At 57.4% G+C, this 19856-nt stretch carries 15 protein-coding genes; 8 read left to right on the top strand and 7 right to left on the bottom strand.

The window, feature by feature from the left end:
- Window positions 1-251: 251 nt before the first annotated feature.
- Together U4Y90_RS02570 and U4Y90_RS02565 are read left to right on the top strand one after the other, a co-directional pair.
- Window positions 252-1601, top strand: a complete 1350-nt coding sequence (locus U4Y90_RS02570; protein ID WP_321791875.1) for a type II toxin-antitoxin system HipA family toxin — start codon at window positions 252-254, stop codon at window positions 1599-1601.
- 47 nt (window positions 1602-1648) lie between these two features.
- Complete coding sequence (locus U4Y90_RS02565) at window positions 1649-2059, top strand: DUF6088 family protein (protein WP_321791873.1); 411 nt, start codon at window positions 1649-1651, stop codon at window positions 2057-2059.
- Between the two features lie 969 nt (window positions 2060-3028).
- Here the strand turns inward: U4Y90_RS02565 and U4Y90_RS02560 are convergent.
- Complete coding sequence (locus U4Y90_RS02560) at window positions 3029-3535, bottom strand: hypothetical protein (protein WP_321791870.1); 507 nt, start codon at window positions 3533-3535, stop codon at window positions 3029-3031.
- 448 nt (window positions 3536-3983) lie between these two features.
- Between U4Y90_RS02560 and imuA the strand changes: the two genes are divergently transcribed.
- Window positions 3984-4700, top strand: coding sequence for a translesion DNA synthesis-associated protein ImuA (imuA, locus tag U4Y90_RS02555; RefSeq protein WP_321792561.1), 717 nt, complete (start codon window positions 3984-3986; stop codon window positions 4698-4700).
- A 421-nt stretch (window positions 4701-5121) separates the two neighbouring features.
- Here imuA and U4Y90_RS02550 read toward each other — a convergent pair whose 3' ends face one another.
- From U4Y90_RS02550 to U4Y90_RS02540, 3 genes are all read right to left on the bottom strand, one after another.
- Complete coding sequence (locus U4Y90_RS02550; protein ID WP_321791868.1) at window positions 5122-5280, bottom strand: hypothetical protein; 159 nt, start codon at window positions 5278-5280, stop codon at window positions 5122-5124.
- A gap of 54 nt (window positions 5281-5334) precedes the next feature.
- On the bottom strand, window positions 5335-5601 hold the full coding sequence (locus tag U4Y90_RS02545) for a hypothetical protein (protein WP_321791867.1): 267 nt from the start codon (window positions 5599-5601) through the stop codon (window positions 5335-5337).
- A gap of 350 nt (window positions 5602-5951) precedes the next feature.
- Entirely contained in the window at window positions 5952-6575 is a 624-nt protein-coding gene (locus tag U4Y90_RS02540; RefSeq protein ID WP_321791865.1) for a glutathione S-transferase, read from the bottom strand.
- Window positions 6576-6890: 315 nt separating this feature from the next.
- Here U4Y90_RS02540 and U4Y90_RS02535 point away from each other — a divergent pair, with 315 nt between their 5' ends.
- The 5 genes from U4Y90_RS02535 to U4Y90_RS02515 all read left to right on the top strand — a co-directional run bounded on the left by U4Y90_RS02535 (window position 6891) and on the right by U4Y90_RS02515 (window position 16536).
- On the top strand, window positions 6891-7337 hold the full coding sequence (locus U4Y90_RS02535; protein ID WP_321791863.1) for a hypothetical protein: 447 nt from the start codon (window positions 6891-6893) through the stop codon (window positions 7335-7337).
- A gap of 664 nt (window positions 7338-8001) precedes the next feature.
- Complete coding sequence (locus tag U4Y90_RS02530; RefSeq protein ID WP_321791861.1) at window positions 8002-8640, top strand: ATP-binding protein; 639 nt, start codon at window positions 8002-8004, stop codon at window positions 8638-8640.
- Between the two features lie 231 nt (window positions 8641-8871).
- Window positions 8872-9843 carry a hypothetical protein gene (locus U4Y90_RS02525; protein WP_321791859.1) on the top strand — a complete coding sequence of 324 codons (972 nt, stop codon included), beginning with the start codon at window positions 8872-8874 and terminating at the stop codon, window positions 9841-9843.
- A gap of 8 nt (window positions 9844-9851) precedes the next feature.
- Window positions 9852-12164: a UvrD-helicase domain-containing protein gene (locus U4Y90_RS02520; protein WP_321791857.1), complete on the top strand. Its 2313-nt coding sequence runs from the start codon at window positions 9852-9854 to the stop codon at window positions 12162-12164.
- Window positions 12165-12339: 175 nt separating this feature from the next.
- Window positions 12340-16536 (top strand): PIN domain-containing protein, encoded by a 4197-nt coding sequence (locus U4Y90_RS02515; RefSeq protein ID WP_321791854.1) that lies wholly within the window; start codon window positions 12340-12342, stop codon window positions 16534-16536.
- A gap of 274 nt (window positions 16537-16810) precedes the next feature.
- Here U4Y90_RS02515 and U4Y90_RS02510 read toward each other — a convergent pair whose 3' ends face one another.
- The 3 genes from U4Y90_RS02510 to U4Y90_RS02500 form a co-directional block, all read right to left on the bottom strand.
- Window positions 16811-17314 carry a hypothetical protein gene (locus tag U4Y90_RS02510; RefSeq protein WP_321791852.1) on the bottom strand — a complete coding sequence of 168 codons (504 nt, stop codon included), beginning with the start codon at window positions 17312-17314 and terminating at the stop codon, window positions 16811-16813.
- 121 nt (window positions 17315-17435) lie between these two features.
- A complete protein-coding gene (locus U4Y90_RS02505; protein WP_321791849.1) occupies window positions 17436-17909 on the bottom strand; it encodes an HU family DNA-binding protein in 474 nt (157 codons plus the stop codon).
- A 644-nt stretch (window positions 17910-18553) separates the two neighbouring features.
- Entirely contained in the window at window positions 18554-19726 is a 1173-nt protein-coding gene (locus U4Y90_RS02500) for an OpgC domain-containing protein (protein WP_321791847.1), read from the bottom strand.
- Window positions 19727-19856: the final 130 nt, after the last annotated feature.

Below are 19856 nucleotides of genomic sequence, written 5' to 3'. Positions count from 1 at the left end.
CGAGCGAACTTTCGTCGCAGGCGACGAGGGGCCTAGAGACCTCGATGTGGACACTGAAGCCTTGCCGTCTATCGCGCTAGAAATCTTCGACGGCAATGTCCCTGCAGTTACTGATACATCGGAGCGCCTTTGCACGGTGGAAGTGGGTGCTGCGAACATCTTGTGAAGACAGATGGAATGTTCGGAATCGGCGAGCCATCCGTACGCGTTGAGCTTGAATCTAAGCTCGAAGCTACTTTCGGGAAGACAGCATGACTGGCGCAAAGAATCTTCTCGTGTTCGCTCATCTCGATGGCGATTGGACCCAATGCGGTAGGCTCGTCATTACCGAGGAGCCCGACGGCCGAGTATCGTCGACATTCGAATACGACGAACGCTATCTAGCCGAGTCGAACAGGGTCGAGCTGGACCCTGTCAGCCTGTCGCTTGCAGAAAAGCCTATCACGCCGAGCAAAGTGCGAGCGCCGAAGAACGACTTGCCGCTGTTCGGCGCATTCCGCGACGCAACACCCGATGCTTTTGGCCGGCGCGTCATTGAGCGCAAGCTCGGAACTCCTTTGAATGGCCTACCCGAGGCGCAGTACCTGCTGAACGCAGGACCGCATCGCGTCGGAGCTCTCGACTTTCGGCTCGGCTCGGATACGGGACCGTCGTCGCAAGTCGATGACTCCGTCGACCTAGGCGAAATTGACGAAGTGGTCGAGCGCATCGACGAGGGCCTTCCTATCCCACCCGAACGTCAGGCAATTTTCATTCAAGGTGCAGGGTTGGGTGGCGCTCGGCCGAAAGCTTCGTTTTGCGACGCGAAGGGCGTATCGTGGTTAGCGAAATTCCCGACGAGGAGCGACGCGTTCGACGTTTCAAGTGCGGAATACGCTACGCTTTTATTGGCGGCAAAGACGGGTGTTCATGTGCCTACGGTCAGAACAGTCGCAATAGGCGACCGCCGCGTCTTCCTGTCCCAGCGATTCGACCGCGTTCGGGCACCGACGACGAGTTCAACATCGCATCCGGCGGGTCAAGAACGAGCCCGAGCCGAACCAAAAGCCGGAACAGTGGGGCGTCGCGCGTTCTACGCGAGCGCGCTCACGATGACAGGCTACACAGAGATGGAATCGCGTTTCGCGTCATACGCGGATGTAGCGGCTGCCGGGCTCGTGCACAGCCGCACCGCTATCGGCGTCGATGATGCCGCGCAGATTTACAAGCGAATGTTAATTGACATCTTCGTGAGCAATGACGACGGACATCTTCGCAACACTGGCTACATTTACAACAGCGCGTTTCGAACGTGGCAACTGAGTCCTTGTTTCGACGTCGTCCCGAGACCAAGCTTCGCATTTGACCGGTTCTTGCATCTTCAAGTCGGAGAGTATGGAAGAGCGGCAACGCTCGACAACGCACTCTCTTGGCATCAAAAGTTTTGGCTTTCTGAAGAGGTCGCCTGTGAGTACATCGCCGAGGCTTGGCACGCCGTAAAAAATTGGCGACAGCACTTTGAGGAATGCGGCGTAAATGCCAGCGACATCGAGAAAGTCGCGTCAGCGTTTCGAGATATTGATGACATAGCGAGTCCCGAACTTCGCCGAAAACTTCCATGACTGTCGCATCGCCCGGCGGAAAATCTCGAGAGCGACGAAGGCAACAAATGACAACACTCGACCGAGTCGCCCGGTTCCTCGCTCACAGTGACGTTGTGATTCTACGCGCTGAAGTTGCGCATTTGGGAAGTGGCGCGCAGGTCGGGCGGGTGCTCGCAAGGCTTGTTCGTGAAAAGAAACTGGTCCGCGTAAGCATCGGCGTGTACGCAAAGACTCGCGTCAACCAGTTCACCGGGGCGCTGACGCCGGCCGCGACGTTCGAAGAGATAGCGGTAGACACCTTCAGAAAGCTAGGTATCGACGTCTCGCCGGGGCGTGCAGCGCGTGAGTACAACAGCGGTAAGACAACGCAGGTCCCAGTGCAGCCCGTTGTGAATACAGGCCGGCGCCGCATAACTCGTCGAATAGCGGTCGGCTTTCGCGCCGTTATCTACGAGCGAGGATTCTCCGATGACTGAAGTCTGCGTACACGGCGGAGCATATCTTGCGCACGACCTCGCTGCAGCGATGCCCCTTGTCGCCACAGGACGGTTTACGCCTATCCCAGGAGAAGACCTCTGGGAGCGCGCGGCTCGGGCATTGCTCAAAGTCGAGCCGCCGGGTCCGTACCCTCATGCAGACGCGCTAACAATCTTTGTGCGCGACGACGGCAGACTCACGATGCGATTCGATATCGAAATCAAAGACGGAGCCGCGAGAGCGACATTCGTTCGCGAGGGGGTGCCCTTTGCAACGCACTCGCCGATTCCCATCGATGCGGACGACGACGTCGTCGCTGTCGCACGCAAGTTGTTCGCAGCCGGATTGCCGCAATGAAAAGCATTGTCCCGACTCTGGCGAGCACCGTAAGTGCAGCCATGGGCGACCGTAAGTCGCCAGAGTGCTGTAACCTCGTTTCCATGTTCATTGAACCGATAAAGATTCGGACTTACATGTCCGGCGCTGGACCGGCACATATACGCGGTGTCTTCCAGTCGAGCCAAGCATTCCTCCGAGTTACGACGACGCCTTGACGTGGTCGTGACGCTCTTCGCCCCCCTAGGTCTTGGCAACGCGCGAAACTTTCAACGCCGCTTGCTTCTGCGCAGACGCGCTGCCCGAGATTAGCGCCGTGCAAGTCTTTGAGGTCGATAAGGCGCGGAATCTGGCGAAGTCGGTGACGGTGGCGATGCGGTCGCGATAATGCGCTTCGCGATGTTCGCCCACAATAGAAGCGTTCCTGAGACCAATTTAGGAACGTTCCTAGCGGGGGCAAAAAGCCGCAAACTGTTGCCAGAAGAGGCAGGGACGCTTCTTCACAGTGCCAGAACTTTTCTGAGTTCGAGGGGGGTCTCGACCCCCTCCCTGTGGCTAGATTTTTTTCCTTTTTTCGTCAGGAGCGCTTCTGGAGCAAAGAAGCGTTTTCTACGAAATTTGCCTCTTCCCGGTCAGCGCAGCGTCGCTCGATGTCTTAGCGCCGGCCGCTCCAATTTATCGAAGATGCGCCACTCCAATGCCCCCTCCGGGTAGTGCTGTGGCCAGCCCCCTGCGAGCAATTCCACCGCACCCCGCACGCGTTCCATTACGTCTAGCGTGTCGTCTCTCCTGTGGTCATCGCTGCGGCCAGTATCGCCACCGCCGCTCGGGCAGCTTCCCTCTGCCGACACTTCCTCTGTCACCCGCGCCGACTGCTCGAGCTGCTCCGACCGCCCCGACCGCCCCATCCCGACCTCCCGCATTGCTCCCAAAACCTCCTGCGCGCAACCAACCCGGTCCAGCGCACGCCGAAGCCGCTCTCGCATCTCATCCTTGAGCCCAAGGTCCCGTGCGACCACTTCAACGTCGCTCGCCGCATCTGCCAACAGAAGCTCCAAGAGCGCGACCAGCCTTGCCGTCAATCCGCCCGCACAGCCGCCGTGCGACACCGCTTTTCTGATTTCATGAAAGTCATACATGCAACCAGATAGCGAGCCTCACTTATATGCGCGCAGACCGCCCGAGCCGTTGACGGGTGTTGCCCACATTGAAGTTAGGCATTGAGACGCATTGCGTCCCAATGCCCAACTAAATTCAGCCTTGGCGGCAAAGAGCGTCACGACGACGCCGGGACATCGCCGAAACAGGGGAGAGTGGAAATGAGAATGTTGGTAACGGTCGGGCTGCTGCTACTGGTCGCGTCATGTACGCGAGGGAATGACGATGGTTCGTGGAGTTACGTCATGGCGCATCCCGAGAGCCGCTCACGCGAGTTCCAGACTGAGAACATGATTTGCGTTGTCTGGGTGCCGCGAGGAATCGGGGACCCGGCGCTCGCTTGCGCGAAGAAGTGACGCTCGACCGACAGCTACGAACTGTCGGCCTTCAGCGAAAATCCACCGCGATTCTCGATAGCGCTTGCAATCAATGGCGGCCCTTCCAAAAAACATAGAGGAACTTCATCCATCGTTGTGGCGGGGGTCGCAGCTTGCTCGTGCCTACGGAATGACTATCGAGACCGGGTTCCCCCACCTCACGGTGGAGCTGCCCGGTGGTGGCTGGCCAGTTGGTTCGCTTGTCGAGTTGCTCGTCCAACAGCCCGGCGTCGGCGAAGTACGGCTGCTGCATCCAGCTCTTGTATCTGTCAGCAAGCGACCACTCGTCTTGCTTCAGCCCCCGCATGTCCCCAATGCTCTCGCGCTCACGTATCTCGGTCTCCCGGCGGAGAAGCTCATGTGGCTCCACGCGCCGAAAACTGGGGACGCCCTCTGGTCGGCGGAACGCGTTCTTAGTGCAGGCACTTGCGGGGCGTTGCTGTTTTGGCAGCAGCACATCCGCCAAGAATCGTTGCGTCGTTTGCATCTCGCGGCGCAATCAACCGAAACTTTGCTTGTGCTCATCAGGCCGCTCGCGTGCGCGCAGGACGCGTCGCCGGCTACTTTGCGACTTGCGGTCAGGCCCGCGGACGGCGGCATCAACGTGAACATCGTCAAGCGAAGAGGGCCTACGCGAAGCGAGAAGTTGTTCATTCCGATTCAGCCTTCACCCGTGCTACTGAGTCCGCACGGCCGAGCGCGCCGTTACGCTCCCGCCACGAGCATTGCTGAAGCCACGGTGCCAGCGGACATCACGGCGGCTCGATGAACATTCCTAGTCACGACGCTTGGTCTCCGGCCTCGGCGGCATGCCAAATACTGCGGTGCGCTCAGCGCCCGCCGCATGCGGTCGAGCCTCGCTGGCGACAGAGAAAGCTCTCGCGAACGACTTGGACCTCAATAGTGGCGTCCGCGAGACGAGATGCGGCCGGTTCGAGCGCGGCAAATGACGCGCAGGCGCGCGCGGGGTCGTGGGGGAGGAATTGTGCTGTCAATTTCATCGTGGGCGTAGTCGCCACGATTGATGCCTGACTGTGTCACGATGCCTTCGTTCTTGACCTCCCGCTTGCAAAAGTGCCCGGTGCGTGCATGATTAACAGCGCGGGGTTTCTGACGGCAAATTCGAGCAGTGAATACATAGAACACTCCCAACTAACATCCGTCGACGCCCAGTATTTTAGAGCGGCATGTCAGCAGTCGGTCCGGTCGCCTTTGCGAGTGCCGTCTTCATCCTCTTGCTCAAGTTCGGCCAGGAACTCATCGATTTCGGCGAAATCGCCCTTTTTTATTTCAGCTTCACCGAGCGCCAAGATTGCGCGGAGTGCCTTTGTCTGGTCATTGTCCTGCACACTCGTCTCCGGATGCGATTTTCGGCGTACCTTCTTACCGTCACGGTCACAGATTTAGCAAGGGGATAAATCATCCTGGTTGGTCTCGGCGGATTCTCGGCCAGGAAGTACGCGGATTTGAGCGTTCGGATAGCGCTGCCGGGCGAGTGCCAGAGCTTCTTGTTGGCTGCTCACCAAAGTCACTTCGATACCACCACCACACGGGAGTTCGACCCGCCAACCGCCGCCGTCACAGGGGCGAATGATGATTTCGGCGTCATCGGCGCCTTCAGCAGTCAGCACGCAGACCTTCTTGCCGTCGGGCACGAGGGAAGGATTCATCCTTCGGTCATTTTGTCACGCCTACCGACCTTGTAGCGGCTTGGAGCAAAAAAATGCTTCACGGTCGGCGAACTGGACCGGTCGCCACACGGATTTGTCCGAACCACAAGTGAACCCCGAAAAATTTGGCAGGCGACGGCCGTTTTCCCGAATGCGGGCAGCCCCTTCACGAACACGGAGGATGCTTCCCTCCAGTATTCACCCGGCGTTCGAGCGTGACCGAGCTTGGCGGAAGAAGTTGAAGGCGGTGCCGTTTCCCGTTCGACTTGACGCTGCCAGGCTCTGACCGGAGAGCACCAAATCGTTCGTGAGCATGCCACGTTTGCCTGCCGGGTCGACAAGGGAGAACGTTATGGAAGACCATTGCGGCAGTACTCGTTGAAGCCCGGTCGGTCGCCGAGACGGTCGAAGTATGCAGCCACGTTCGGGAAGGGCGGGCGGTCAAAAGGTGTCGAGAACCAACGATTCACCGACAGGCCGATGGGAATGTCTGCAAGAGAAAAGGCCAGACCTGCGACGTACTCCCCCGTTGTCAGCAGCTGTCGGTCGAGAATCGCCATCTCCTGCGTCCAAGACGCAATCGAACGCGCAGTCTCGTCAGCCGATTGATGCATCTCCGAGCGTCGGACGAGCGCGAGGAACGCGTAGCTCCAAGAGCGGTTAAGCTCCGTCGCCTGCCAATCTATCCATTGGTCGATTCGTGCGCGTGCGACCGGCTCAACGGGGTATAAATGCTCGCCGCCATATCGTGACGCCAAGTAGCGGATGATGGAATTCGACTCCCAGAGAACGAAATCGCCATCTTTCAGCACTGGGACCAAGCCGTTCGGATTGAGCGCAAGAAACTCTGCCGCGTGGGTCGATTGGAATCCTGTTCCCCAATCCTCTCGAACGAAGTCCAGCCTGAGCTCTGCGCAAACCCAGAGCACTTTGCGAACGTTGATTGAGGAAGCCTTCCCTAGGATTGTCAGCATACGAACTCGCCGCGTTAGCTCTGTCTCGTCACGATTTTAGAGGGTGGCTCTCCCTCAACTCCATGTACAGCACTGGTGGTAGGCGCCGTTCCAGTCGACGTAGCGCGAGCAAGGTTCGCCTCGAGCCTTCGAATTCGCCTCGCACGCTGGCCCTCAATTCCAGTGCGAATCGTCTGCCTCCCGTGGCGGTCGGACAGATACAACCGTCCATTGTCCATGTCCTCGCAAGCGAGACGCACCGTGTCTCAATCACGACGTAGACTGCTGCTCATTCAGTCGCGCCAGCGGTACGCGCCTCAGCACCAAGGAGATGAAATGAGCATGACCAATTCTTACGAAGGTCGTTACTGCGGCATTTGCGACCACAAACTGGGTCGCGGCTACTTCACCCTGTCGAAGCGCAGCCAAACCGTGACCGGCACGCAACCCAGCGTCGTCTTGGTTTCAGACGATAACCTGCTCACAGACTTCTGCAGCCAAGCATGCGCTGATTACGCTGAGGCAGCCATCAGCTCCACCTTCGCCTCGCCGTATCCGACTGCCGCCAAGACTGTGCCGTGCTCGCTTTGCCTGCGACCAGTGGACCGAACGGCACCGCATGTCTCTGTGGCCATGACGCAATTTGAAGACGCTTCGGAGCCGTGGCTCGTTTCTGCGCGAGTCGTTGACGAGCGCGAGCTAGCTGTATATTGCCGCAGCTGCGCTGAACCTCGGCGCGCGTCGAAAACACTCGACGAGTCAGAGTTGGGCGTCGCAGTTTGAAGTTCATTTTCGACAATGAGCGTGCCACATCGGAAGGCTGCACCCGCGTGATTGACCGCATGAGACGCTTTGAAGGATTGAGGCGGGAGCCGCGTAGAAAATGGCTTGAACACGACTTGGTGCGACGAGCGCGGGAGTGGCTAAGATAATATCGTCCTCGGAAAGGGGAGGCTTTTGTGCTTCAAAGCTTCCACCCGCCCGCAATTCTCGTACACTCTGCGAACCCGCATGCCGAAATGAAATCGGACGTGCTCGCTACCCGGCGCTTGCTGCCAGACAGAATCAACCACCGCTAGGGTAACCGGTCGAATCACGCGGTTGGGTAAGTGTCGAGGTCGCGGACTCATTGACGCAAACTACACGCGCTGAATGACGCCTTTAGACTGATGGGACAACCAGAACGAAAGAGTGACGAGGCCGCTGCTGTGGCGCGCGTTGCGAGCGCGGCGCGAGAGGTTCAGCTTGCATCACAGGCTCTCGAAGAGCAGTTCAATGCGGGGACAGATTCAATTAGCAGGACGCTACCGCTGGCTCGTCTAACTGCGGCTATCGGTGAACTCCAAGCAGCGCGTGATGCGCTTGATAAACTTCTCGCTCGAAAATCACCACACTGACACAGCCTTAGCGCTTGCTGAATTCAACCCGTCGCACAGAAAATATTAAAATGAATGAAATGTCCGGCCTGCCCGAATTGTTCGCGGCAGGCGAAAGCGAGACCGTTGAACTTAAAACTCTGTTCCGAGACCCCTCTGCACTCGCTCGTATGATAGCGTCGTTCGCGAACACAGAGGGTGGGACGATTGTGGTTGGTGTGCGAGAGCCGACCACTATTCTCGGTATTGACGAGGCTCGCTTTCGACGACAGTACGACGCGGCATGTGAACTACTGGAGCCGCGCCCCAGCAATCTCACAATTGCTTTTCCTGTCGTTGGCAACGGACTGAAAATAGCCATTGTCAAAGTCGCGAAGTCGTCAACCTTGATTCTCGCGCAGGGCGGAGCGTATGTCCGTCAGGGCACGTCCATGCGCCCGATGGCGTGGCCGAGCATGTTGACCAGAGTGCCAAGTCCAGGAGGTGCCGCTACCTCGGAAACCCTTGCAAAGGCAGTCGAAAAGTTGTCGGGACAGTTGGAGAACGCAGGAGTTGAACAGGAAAAGCTAATGTCCGCCTTGGACAAGGCCAGCGACCCCGGAGTAAGACGGACCGAGCGCTTTTACGGCTTTTGCTTCGGTATCTTGGCGTCACTTGTCGCAGCAGCGCTCTGGCTCGGTCTGACCAAAATCGTTCCTGCGCTTCGCTAGACAGTGTTCGGCTAGCCAATTGAACAGCTTCGAATTCTTGGAGCCGAAATATCCACTTCGCGGTTCTTGTCGTCAGATTTGAGGTGTACCTGCATTATTTGTATAAAAACGACGGATTCAAAGATGGCTGGTGTTGCAAGTGGAATCCTTTTGCTTCGCTTGTGATAATTAGCGCCGTACGCATCTCATAACGATGGCCGTCGAGACGGCCGAGGTCCGAGGAACCACGTAATGCAGTCAGGCGAGCTGTCGGCCGAACCACAAAGCAAAACTATAGTCGGCATCCAGGACAATAATACCCAAGAGTCAAAACAAGGGCCGTCGGCCGGCTCGGCAGGAGGCTTTGTGATTTCGAAGCCGCGCATGGGTCGAATCACGCAAGGCACCGTTTTTTGCGGTGCGTGCGCCGAAGAGTATCCCGGTCGACCAGCTTGGGGCGTGGTGATTACGGCGAGATGCGATACGACTCACGAGAAGACGCCGATAGTGAACTATCTCCCGGCTGTCACCGTGGAGGACTGGTTGCAGTCTCATGGCGGCCTTCTAAGCATCGACCGCGAGTTCCTGGAAGTAAAGAACAAGTACAGGAATCTGCTCGTCAAAAAGCAACTGAGCGAGAATCTGCTCGATGTGCACTCGCCGATGCAAATCGCCGAGAACAATTTCCCGTATCCAGATGACTCGCTAGGCAACCGGGCGCAGAAAGAGCGCAAGGATGCGGACGACGCCCGTGTCCTCGCGGCCCGCCTGCAGGAACTGAGCGACTGTCTCGTTGCCCCGTTGCCGAACCGAGAAGGCATTGGCCGCATTCTGTCGGCATGCTCGAAGAATGTTGAGGCGGTCGTGAAGGAGCTCGTCAGCCATCGGCTTTCCGGCTACTACTTTCTCCCGAGCCTCGGAACCATCACCGAGCGTGCGTCCGAGAAGGGGTATGTCGTGCTTCTTCGAGAAGTCCACCACATTCCTCGACGGACCGTTCCGCATTTAACGTCGGGCGTCGCAGTAGACGACGCGAGCGCTGCGGCTACTCAATCGCTGCGGTTCGATTGCTTTGACTTTGCGTACCCGGTTGCAGAGCTTCAGTCGCCTTGGACGGAACACTTGATGCAGATGTTCTGCAACCTCTTCGGCCGCATCGGCGTTGCCGATGCTGATAAGGCGCTCGCCGCCCAAATCGTCTCCGACCTGGCATTCACGGACTAAACAACACTATGCGTCGTTTCATTTTGGTTGATGGTGCTGCCGCGGACGACCTCGTGTCGACCCGCACTTTGCAGTCAGATGACTTCGAGCATGGTCAAGCACTTGGTGAGGTTCTGAAAGGCACTTCGGCCATCAAACAGCTTACCACGCGCACCTATCTCGTACAGGACGACCACGGCCTTTACTTCCTGCAAGACGGCTCAAAGGATGAGAACGTTCTGGTCATTGACCTGGAAACGGCGCCGGTGTTCGCCGATGGGTCGACGCGCGATGCGATTATCCGCTTCCAGAAGTTGCTGCGCTTTGCGAGGCGACGCTGGGCAAAGGTCGGGCCTGCGCAGAACGAAAAGCTGTTCAACGGCAGCTCGAAGGCAGTGGTTTTCCCCTATCCCATCACCACACAATCGTCTATCCGGATGTCAGTCGAGATGGCGCCGGACCGCCACCGACGCGAAAAGCGCGCGAAGGGCATTGAGCTGCTCGTATATCGCATCGCCACGAACGAGGGAGGTGGCCTGCAGGAAGAGGCGTCGGTCACGAATTTCCGGAAAGCGATTGAAGGTCTTGCCGCTTCCAAGGAAGAGCTTCGGGCTCGAGTTCGCGCCGAAGGTAGCAACCCGGCCGCTTCATCCGTCGACAGTCTGAGCGTTACGAGGCTTACCGAAGGAACCGTCCGCGGCGCAATCGCTGGCTGTGATTTCGACCAATGGGACGATTACCTCACTGACGCGCAGAAAGCGTTCATCAACCAAGAGCTCTCGTCGCCTCATCGCATTGAAGGTCCTGCTGGCACGGGCAAAACGCTCAGCCTGGTTCTCAAGTGCATCTTCCAGATGCGCGCGGCCAAGGAGCGAGGCGAGGCGCATTCTGCTCTCTTCGTGTCACATAGCGAAGCGACTCGCCGAACCATCGAGTCGATGTTCGACCCGGAGAAAGAGAGAGAGCAGGCGTCATCGTCCGGCTTCGCGCTGCAGTCAGTCAAAGTAACCACGCTCCACGAACTTTGTGGCGAGCTTCTTCGATACGAGATATCCGACACGGAGTTGCTGGACCGGGACGCCTTCGAGTCAAAGCAGTCGCAACTACTGTACGCGGTGGAGGCACTTCAAGAGGTAATTAAGGCGGACCTGCCGAGTCACCGAGCGCACATGAGCGCCACATTTTGCGACTACCTCACGTCCAACGATGAGTGGGTGGTCGCTGAAATGCTTCAGCACGAAATTAGCGTGATGATTAAGGGCCGAGCTGACGAAGACCTCGAGAAGTACAAGCGACTTCCCAAGTTGCGGTATGGCTTGCCGGTGGTGAATGAAGGGGACAAGGCATTCACCTTCCTGCTCTTCTCCGCTTATCAACGCAGACTTCGCGCGAGTGGACAGTTCGACACCGACGACGTCGTACTGAGCGCTCTGCAGCAGTTGGACACTCCCATCTGGAGACGCCGTCGCGAAAAAGAAGGCTACGACAGCATCTTCGTTGACGAAACGCATCTGTTCAACATCAACGAGCTGTCGATTTTCCATCGACTGACGCGTACGGCGGACCGTTTCCCCATTGCGTACTCGGCGGACATTTCGCAGTCGCTCGCCGATAAGGGATGGGCCGACAACCAGTTGAGCGATGCACTGCTTGGCTCAGGGACCCGCGATGAGAACGAGAAGGAGACGACGTTCAGCTCAATCTTCCGTTGCTCGCCTGAAATCGTGAATCTCGCGTTTAGCGTGACGTCCTCGGGTGCGACGCTCTTCACGAACTTCCACGACCCATTGGAAGCAGCTTCGTCGGCGTTCACCGAAGCAGAAGAGCGGAAGTGCCAGCCGCCCCGGTACGTGATGTATCCAACGGACGAAGCGATGATTGCTGGTGCGTTTGAGCTCGCTGATGTCCTCGCCAGCGAGATGCAAAGCACTCGTGGCGACATCGCGCTTATCGTTTTCGGTAGCGAGCTGTTCTCTGAGGTCGAGCGGCAAGCGCGTGGTGCAAACAAGCCTGTCGAACTTCTGAAGCATCGCGGGGATATGGAGGTTGTTCGGCAGGCACGGTCCTCGGGTCGGTTTGTCATCTCGACCCCAGACTACGTTGGCGGGTTGGAGTTCGATGCCGTCATTCTCATTGGCGTAGACAAGGGGCGTGTTCCGCCGAAGGTCTCCGCAGACTCGGCTGATAGCGAAAACTTCGTGAGCTACGCTACTCACCAGCGACTTTATGTTGCAATCACGCGAGCTCGATATCGAATCGCGCTGCTGGGTGTGAAAGCTCGAGGTATGTCCGAAGTTCTCGGTAACGCCGCGAAACATGGCTTGGTGCAGGTGGAAGGCTGACGGCAATCGTCTCATACCGGCGTTTCGCAGATTGCCTGTGAAGCGCCATTTCGCCTACCGCGAAACGCGCGTGACCTATACGCGTTGCCTACTCAGGAGGCAGGTTTGTCCTTAGGGACTCTGATGGGTTGCGAGACGGTCCCGGGACGAGCCGTCCGCGCGGCGTCGTCCAAGAGTGTTCTTCATTTTGGGCGCGAACGGGGTGACAATACTGGTGGCCTTATCTCAGTCATCGATGGGCGGCCAGTTGTGGGTGTTTCCGTCGCAATTCAAACAAGTCCGTCTTGATATGCTCACCGAAAGCATTGGTCTCCAGCCTCCCAGAAATCCCCAGGCATTCGAAGATTTTTGCCACATCGTCTACATGAAGGTGATGGATGACCCGACGGCGACCAAATACGGCCGCTCGGGTCAGAAACAGGACGGCGTTGACGTCTTCGTCACTCGCAAGGGTGAACGATACGGCGTCCAGTGCAAACAGAAGACGTTCGGAAAGCTGACGAAGAAAATCATCGATGACGAGGTAAAAGCTGCGGATGCGGGCTACGTGCGCATTGACAGGCTCATCGTCGCGACAACTGTTGCCAACGACGTGAAGCTTGTTGCTTACGCCGCGAGGCTGACCGACGAGCGTCGCGCAGAAGGCAAATTCGAGGTCCATCTCGCGTTCTGGGACACGCTGGAGACACTCGTCCGCAGCCACCCTGAACTGCAGTTTTTCTATTCCCCTCAGATGTCGGGTGGGGCTTTCTGGGAACATAACCGGCGGTTGGACCAGCACTCCGCGCAGATGATGCAGCGGCTCGATGAGCAAGCGGCCCAACTCCAACGACTGGCCGACCAATCCGCCGCCTATGCCGGCGCGTCAGCATCTCGCTCTATCCCTGACGCGCGCACCAACTCCCTGAACAAGTTGGTCGATACGCACCTCGATGCGGTCAAGCAGCTGCTTGTGGCCGGGAAGTTTGAAGACGCACTAAAGAGTCTGTCGACGCTGGGCGAGAACGCCGACGCGTTCGACGAGCATCAAAAGGCTCGCTGGTACACGCAACGCGGACATTGCTATTGGCACCAGTCCGAGCTCAATCGAGCTGCGAGCGACTTTGAGACTGCGTGGAAACTGACTCCGGATGAAGACAAGGCCGTCAGCAATCACGCGACGGGTCAACTCCTCATCGGAAATGTCGAAGAAGCAGCAAGCATCATCACCGAGGCGAAAGGGAGGTTTCCAGCGTCGACGGCAGTCTTCTCGGTGTGGGCTCAGGTCGTCGACCGACAAGGCCGCAACATTCGCCATCCGCGTGATGTGCCGCCCGAGATGCGCAAAGACCCGGATGTTTTGACGGTGTTGGGCTGGATTGCTGCGCATCACGGGTCGCACAAGGAGGCGGCGAGACTTGCCAAGCTTGCCATAGACGCAGGTTCAATCGGATACCAGCAGACATCGTTGCGGCTGCTCGCTTTGGTGAATCAGGCAGCCGAGAACGGAGTCCTTGCCAGTCTGAGCCTCATCCCGAACGACCTCAAATCGCAACTCAAAGCCGCTATCTCTAACTTCCTGCCGTTCGAGGAAGTCATTTGGCAGCGACAGGACCATGCAACGACAGCACAGACGGTAGCCTGCCTTGGGTATGCGCTGCTGATGACTGGCCGCGCAAGCGAGGCCGCTGACCTATTGCGTGAGGGCGTCAAGCGTTATCCGAAGGACAGTCAAGTTGCGCGGGTTTACCTCGAATCCCTGCGTAAGACGGGAGCCGGTGTCGACAAGGCTCTGGAGTTCGGGCGTGGCTGTGTCGACATCCTTGATGAGCAAGCCCGAATGATGGTCGCCGAGATGGCGGCGACGCGGGCGGATTTCGATACGCTCACGCGAATCAGCGAATCGTTCGGCGATGACGATGATGAAGCGCTTCGCGACGAACTTCAGGCCTTCGCCTGGATGGCTACGGCAAACAGCGGCAAAGGCGATGAGCTCAATGCCGAGTTGACTTTAGAGGCGGTGACTTCGATGAAGTCAGTCGCCGCAAAAGTCGTTGCGCTCAACGTTGCTTTCGCGCTTGATTTGCCATGGACCGGGCAGGCAGTCGAGGAAATGGTTTCATCCATTGACGCCAAATCGTCAATGGGCGAAGTACTGATGGTTGCCCAAGCATGTCTCGCCGTGGCGATGTACGACAAAACGGTCGCCCTTCTGCAGGGGCGGCTGCCTAGCAAGGGAATCAGCGACCCACACAAAGTGCTCTTCGAGGCATTGATTAAGAGCGGAGCGCGAAAGAAGGCACAACAGATGCTCGAGGCGTTTCCGGCCTCTGCGATGGACGACCCCGAAATTCGGGCACTAGCCGTGGATTTGGCAAACGCGGCCAATGATTGGAAGCAACTACTCAAGCTCTCAGACCTGCAGCTTCGGGCCCATCCAAACCGAGCGGAAGCTTGGGCGTACCGCGCGGCAGTATTGTTCCGTCAGAAGAACACCTCAGACCTTAGGGCTCTCCTGAAGCGCGACATTCCCCTGAATCTTAAGGGCTCTGTTCCCGCACACGCGCAATTGGCGCGCTTTGAAATTGAACTCGGGGACCGAAAGCGAGGCCTCAAGCGCCTATACCGGATGTTCCGGGGTGCCCTCGGCGATACGAAGGCCGCGACCGCATACTTTGCGAATATCCTGCTGCTTAACAGCCAAGACGCGGCACCTCCGAAGGCTGCCTGCGTTGGCGAGGCTACTGCGATTACCATCGTGAACGGCAGGGGCGAAAGCCGCGTGGTCGTTATCGACCCCGATGGTCTTGGCGAAACGACGCCAGCTCCGCAATTCATCGACACGAAGAACGACCTCTATAAGAGGTTTGATAGCAAGCAGCTCAATGACATCGTCTTACTCCCGAGCGGTCTAGGGTTCGAAGACGAGTATCGAATTGAAGACATCGATTCAGCCTATCGGCACCTCGCTCGCCTTGCCGACGAGGTCAACCGCAAGTCCGTTGCGCAGAATGGCTCGATATTCTCGATTCACACGCCGATGAAAGACGATGGTGAGATGGACTTCACCGACGTCCTGAAGGTTCTGACGGCTCGAACAACTCATGTTAACGAGATGTTCGATATGTACGCCAAAGGGCCCTTGACGCTTGGCATGCTAGGGAAACTCATTGGCGTTAGCGCGATGGTGGTGGCCGGTGACTGGCCCGATGCTCCCAAACAAAAGATGTATGTATGTCAGGGAACGGTGGCCGAGCGTGCAGCCGCAGAGTCTCTTTTGGCATCACGGCCTAAATCCCTAGTGCTAGACCTTACCGCGCTGAACGAGCTTGTCGCGAATAATATGGAGCCGGCACTTAGGCTTGCCGAAACTGTGTACATATCGACGTCTGCCGTCGAAGCGCTCGACGAGCTTATTTTGAGCGCACAGACCGAGACCGCACGCGGACATATGCGCGAAGAGGGTGGGCGCATCGCGGTGGTCGAGTACGGTGAGAACTATCATCAAGAGCGGATGGACTATCTTCGCAAGTTGCGGAAATGCGTCGACGATTTTTGTGAGGTGGTGCCTGCGTGGGGCAATGAAGAACTACCTGAGAACTTCCCGGAGATTGGCCCTCATTTAGGTGAAGACTCCTATGACGCACTCCTGTTGTGCCTGGAGCATGATGCCCTGTTATTGACAGTCGACGGACGCCTGCGCGAAATAGCCATGGCCCTCGGCAACATCAATGGAATATGGCCACAGGTTTTTTGCAATGTGGCACTTGTCCACGAGCTCTGCTCGGAGGACGCATACCGAGCTTTCGTCATCTGGAGCATCGCGCGTCGTCGAACGCACACGGCGTTGTCGGCACAAGAGTTCCTCTGGGTGTTCGGGAGCCCAGCCTCTACGAAGAACGCAGCAACCGCAGTCATAGTCGCGTATATGGCTGAGCCATCAATCGAAATCCGAAGCGTTGCGTCCGTTGTGTTGGAGGTCGCACAACGCATGCTCCTTTCCGGGACCACCACCTTGGCTCTCTGCCAGTTCCTCTATCGGGCGACAGCGCCGTTGTTTGCACGACCCCAACTGAATGTTGACGCGCTCGAAAAATGGTTCATCGTCAGGCTCAACGAGTTCCTGCAGCGACACTTCACCAAGCGCATGGGTCGCCAGGCCGAACTAGACATCAGTGTGGCTAAGGTGCAAACGTGGAATCAGGAAATCGCAGGAGCGATGTCGGCAGCGAAAGCGGCTGGTCTCGCGACTCCGCTCGTAGAACTAGGAGCCAGCCCCCTCGGAGTCGTACCCCTCTATGCGGCAACGACGCCCTTGTACATTGCCTATCTTCCCCCTGATGCACGCCGTCCGGTGGAGGAGCACGAGGCCATCCAAGTGCAAACCTTGTAAGGCAAACCGATTGCGTCGACCCGTCTGCCAGGGTGGTCCGCGGGCGCTACTGCTCTTCGTGACTTTCTCTCCGGCCGTCACGATGCACATGCATGTTCTTCCAGAGTCGCGCGCGATATAGGATTTTCGACTGGAACCTAAAACGACGCTCGGTGGGGATGAACTGCCGTTATCCTCACATTGGGCCGCTCCAGTGCGCCATCCTTGCCCGCGATTGGCCTTGCTCGTTTCAATCTTGCCGCACGATGCTGAGCGGCATGATTTCGAAAATCGCTTAATTCGATTGCCGAGCGAAAGGGTTAATTGGCTGCACTTTCTTCGGGTCTTTTACTCGCTCGAGCAGTTGTACTTTGCACCAATCTGCCGTCATTGCTTCCAGCTCCCGCACGACGTTTGATTCCAGTGCCTGCAGCCCCGCGTCACCTTGAAAATTCGACTTGAAAGCGTGAAGAAGACGGTACTGAAGGAGGCGGCTCACCTCGTCGATTCGCTCGGGCGCGTCCGAATCTGTGAACATCACTGACTGCGACGAGAACGGGTCGTAGTAAATCAGGTTGGGATACTCGGTGTTCACGGCAACCTTCGGCTCGTCACTGACAAGCAGTGAGCCGAGCAGTTGAACCGAACCTTTCATGCCCTTGGGGGTTTTGAATACCCACACCCGTCTGGGTAGCTGCTCCTTGAGTTCAAGAATCTTGGTGTTGTTGGAACCAAAGTAGCCGACCTGACCGTCCTTTAGGTTCTGTTCCAGCTTCTGCCAATAATAGAAAATATCCATTCCACCTTGCCCACAAATGCCTCACTGTCTGCGTCGCTCGTCGCGTGCCGACATAATGTAACCAAGCCAATGCGAAGAAGCCCGCACGAAGCGGGCTTCCGTTCAACACAAAGAGTCAGCGTTAAGCCGCCGCATCCTTCAACTTCTTCAGCGCGCGTACCTTCAACTTCACCGTGGCCGGCTTGGCATCAAACCAACGCTCTTGACCCGTGAACGGGTCCTTGCCGAAGCGACGCTTCTTTGCTTCCACTTTTTGCACGTTGATTTTCAGCAGGCCGGAAAGCGTGAACTCGCCGAGGCCCTTCTTGTTGACAGAACCCAGAATCGTGTCTTCGAGCGCGGCGAGGACTGCCTTCGCCTGCTTGGGCTCGACACCAGCTTGCGTAGCCACATGAGTGACGAGCGACGCCTTGGTGAACGTGTCTTTCACCGGCTTAAGCGTTGCGCCAGCGGCAGCCTTCTTCGCCGGAGCGGTCTTGGTTGCAGCAACCTTCTTGGGTGCAGCGGCTTTCTTTGCAGCCACAGCCTTCTTTGCGACTACGGCCTTCTTGGCCGGTGCGGCAGTTTTCGTAGCAGCAGCTTTCTTCGTTGCCATTGAGGCTCTCCTGAAGTTGAACTCTGCTTAAGACGAAGCACCTCGGGTGTGAAGAGCACTCGACACATGCGCCGTCGTAAGCCGGCGGCTAGCGTAGCAACCGTTCAACGGATTAGCAACAAGAAAAGCCTTGAAATTAGGCATTGTTCGAGCTGTCGGTGAATTCTCTTCGGATGTTTGCTCAATCTTTGACGTAAACCTGAGGCCGGCTTCGTTCTTCGAAGGCAAGCCACACGAGGGCGTCGTCAGGGTAGTCCCGTGGTCAATCTCACGCGAGCAATTTCGCAGCACCCCGAACGCGTTCCATTGCCGTCGCCTCCACCTACCGGTCAGTCTCACGCGTCACGTCCTTCAGCTCAAGCTCTCCTACGACCGCCTCGGCGTTGGACGCGACGTCTGGCAGCAGAACCCCCAAAAGCTCCAGCAGCCTTGACGCGAAGCTAACGGTATCCCGGGCTGCGCCGTGTCTCTGTTTCCATGGAAGTCATCGATGAAATCAAATTGCGCACGGGTCTATCCACGTGTCGCCTGGAAGCCGCACGGGCGCGCGCAGGACGCGTCCCCCGCCAGGCTACGACTTGCGGTCAGGCCAGCGACGGCGGCGTCGACGTGAACAACATCAAGCGAAGGGCCTACCCATCGAATTAAGCCGGTGGGACCATCTCTCTGCATTCGTTCGTATGTAAATGCCTGTCGTGCGGGACATGTGCGCCGCCCTGCGAGACCAGGGTCGGTGCGCGTGCAGGCTTGCATCGGCCAGCGAGTTTTCCGAGAAACAACAACCCCGCAATTATCAAGACGTCGGCATTGAGCCGCATCGGCCAGAACAAGTGGCCGCCTTTCTCATTCATTTCCGCAATGCGAAGGAAGACGTCTGCCGATATCGACAGTATCGTTCCGCCGACGAAACACACGAGACCATGCCTTCCTGCGGTGACTACGCCGGGCATGCGTTCAGCAAGTGCCCGGACCCATCCTAGCCTTACTGCCTGCGCACAGAGCCATGCGATGGAAAGAAAGCTGAGGACGCGGACACCTGACAAATTCTGCTTCAAGTAGCCGGGCGCGGGATGAGCATCAACACAAAGCTTTACTGAGGCTATCGTGAGCACGACCGCAAGGGCAGCGATTGTCACCTGTTTGCCCCGAGCTGAGAGATGTATTCCCGATTGAATCGGGTGGAGGCGGCACAAGGTCCCGAACGTAAACATCAATTGCCACGCGTAAGGATTGAAGGGCCAGCCCTCGCCACCTACGCTGGGCAATTTTCCTCCGAGCCATGGAGCGGCTAGCCATATTGCCAGGCTTATCAAAAGCGCCCTTAACGGCCGGCGTCTGCATAGTGGCACGGTAAGCGGTACGCAAAGTGCGAAAACCACATACATTGGCAGGACTGCCGAGAGAAACGGTTGTTGGCGGAACAGAGCGATGTCAATCAGCGTCCACACCGGATGCAATAGAAAGGATTTCCAACTTGCATCAGCGGCGATGTTTAAAATCGGCAGCGGTGTAAGAGCCGCACTATATCCAAGCATCAATATCGCGGTTAGTAAATAGGCGCGGTATATCTCGAAGGCGCGCTTCAGAAAGCGCCGCCGCGCTGCAGACTCTCCCCGGTGAACACAAACACTGAGATAGGCAGAAGCCGATGCGTAGCCACCAAGAAAGACGAAAACTTCGGCGGCGTCGCAATAGGCGTAAGTGTGCAACATCGCATGTTGAAGAACACCGCTAAGGTTGTGGTCGAGAGCGATGACTATTAACACGATTCCTCTTAAGAAATCCACTTCGATGGAACGCTTTTCGGGCGAACTCATGTACCCACCTTTCTATCAGTGTTTGCTAAACGTGCTGTTACGCTCAACTGGCCAGGGCTTCCGATGGAGAGTACGGTTACGATGAAGAACACATAACATATGACTGTCGCTTATCCGTCGGGGCAGGGGG

The sequence above is a fragment of the Caballeronia sp. J97 genome (genome assembly GCF_905220305.1).
Lineage (GTDB): Bacteria > Pseudomonadota > Gammaproteobacteria > Burkholderiales > Burkholderiaceae > Caballeronia.
The sequence above is the reverse complement of the archived record's forward strand: the minus strand, read 5'-3'. Positions and strand labels throughout refer to the sequence as shown.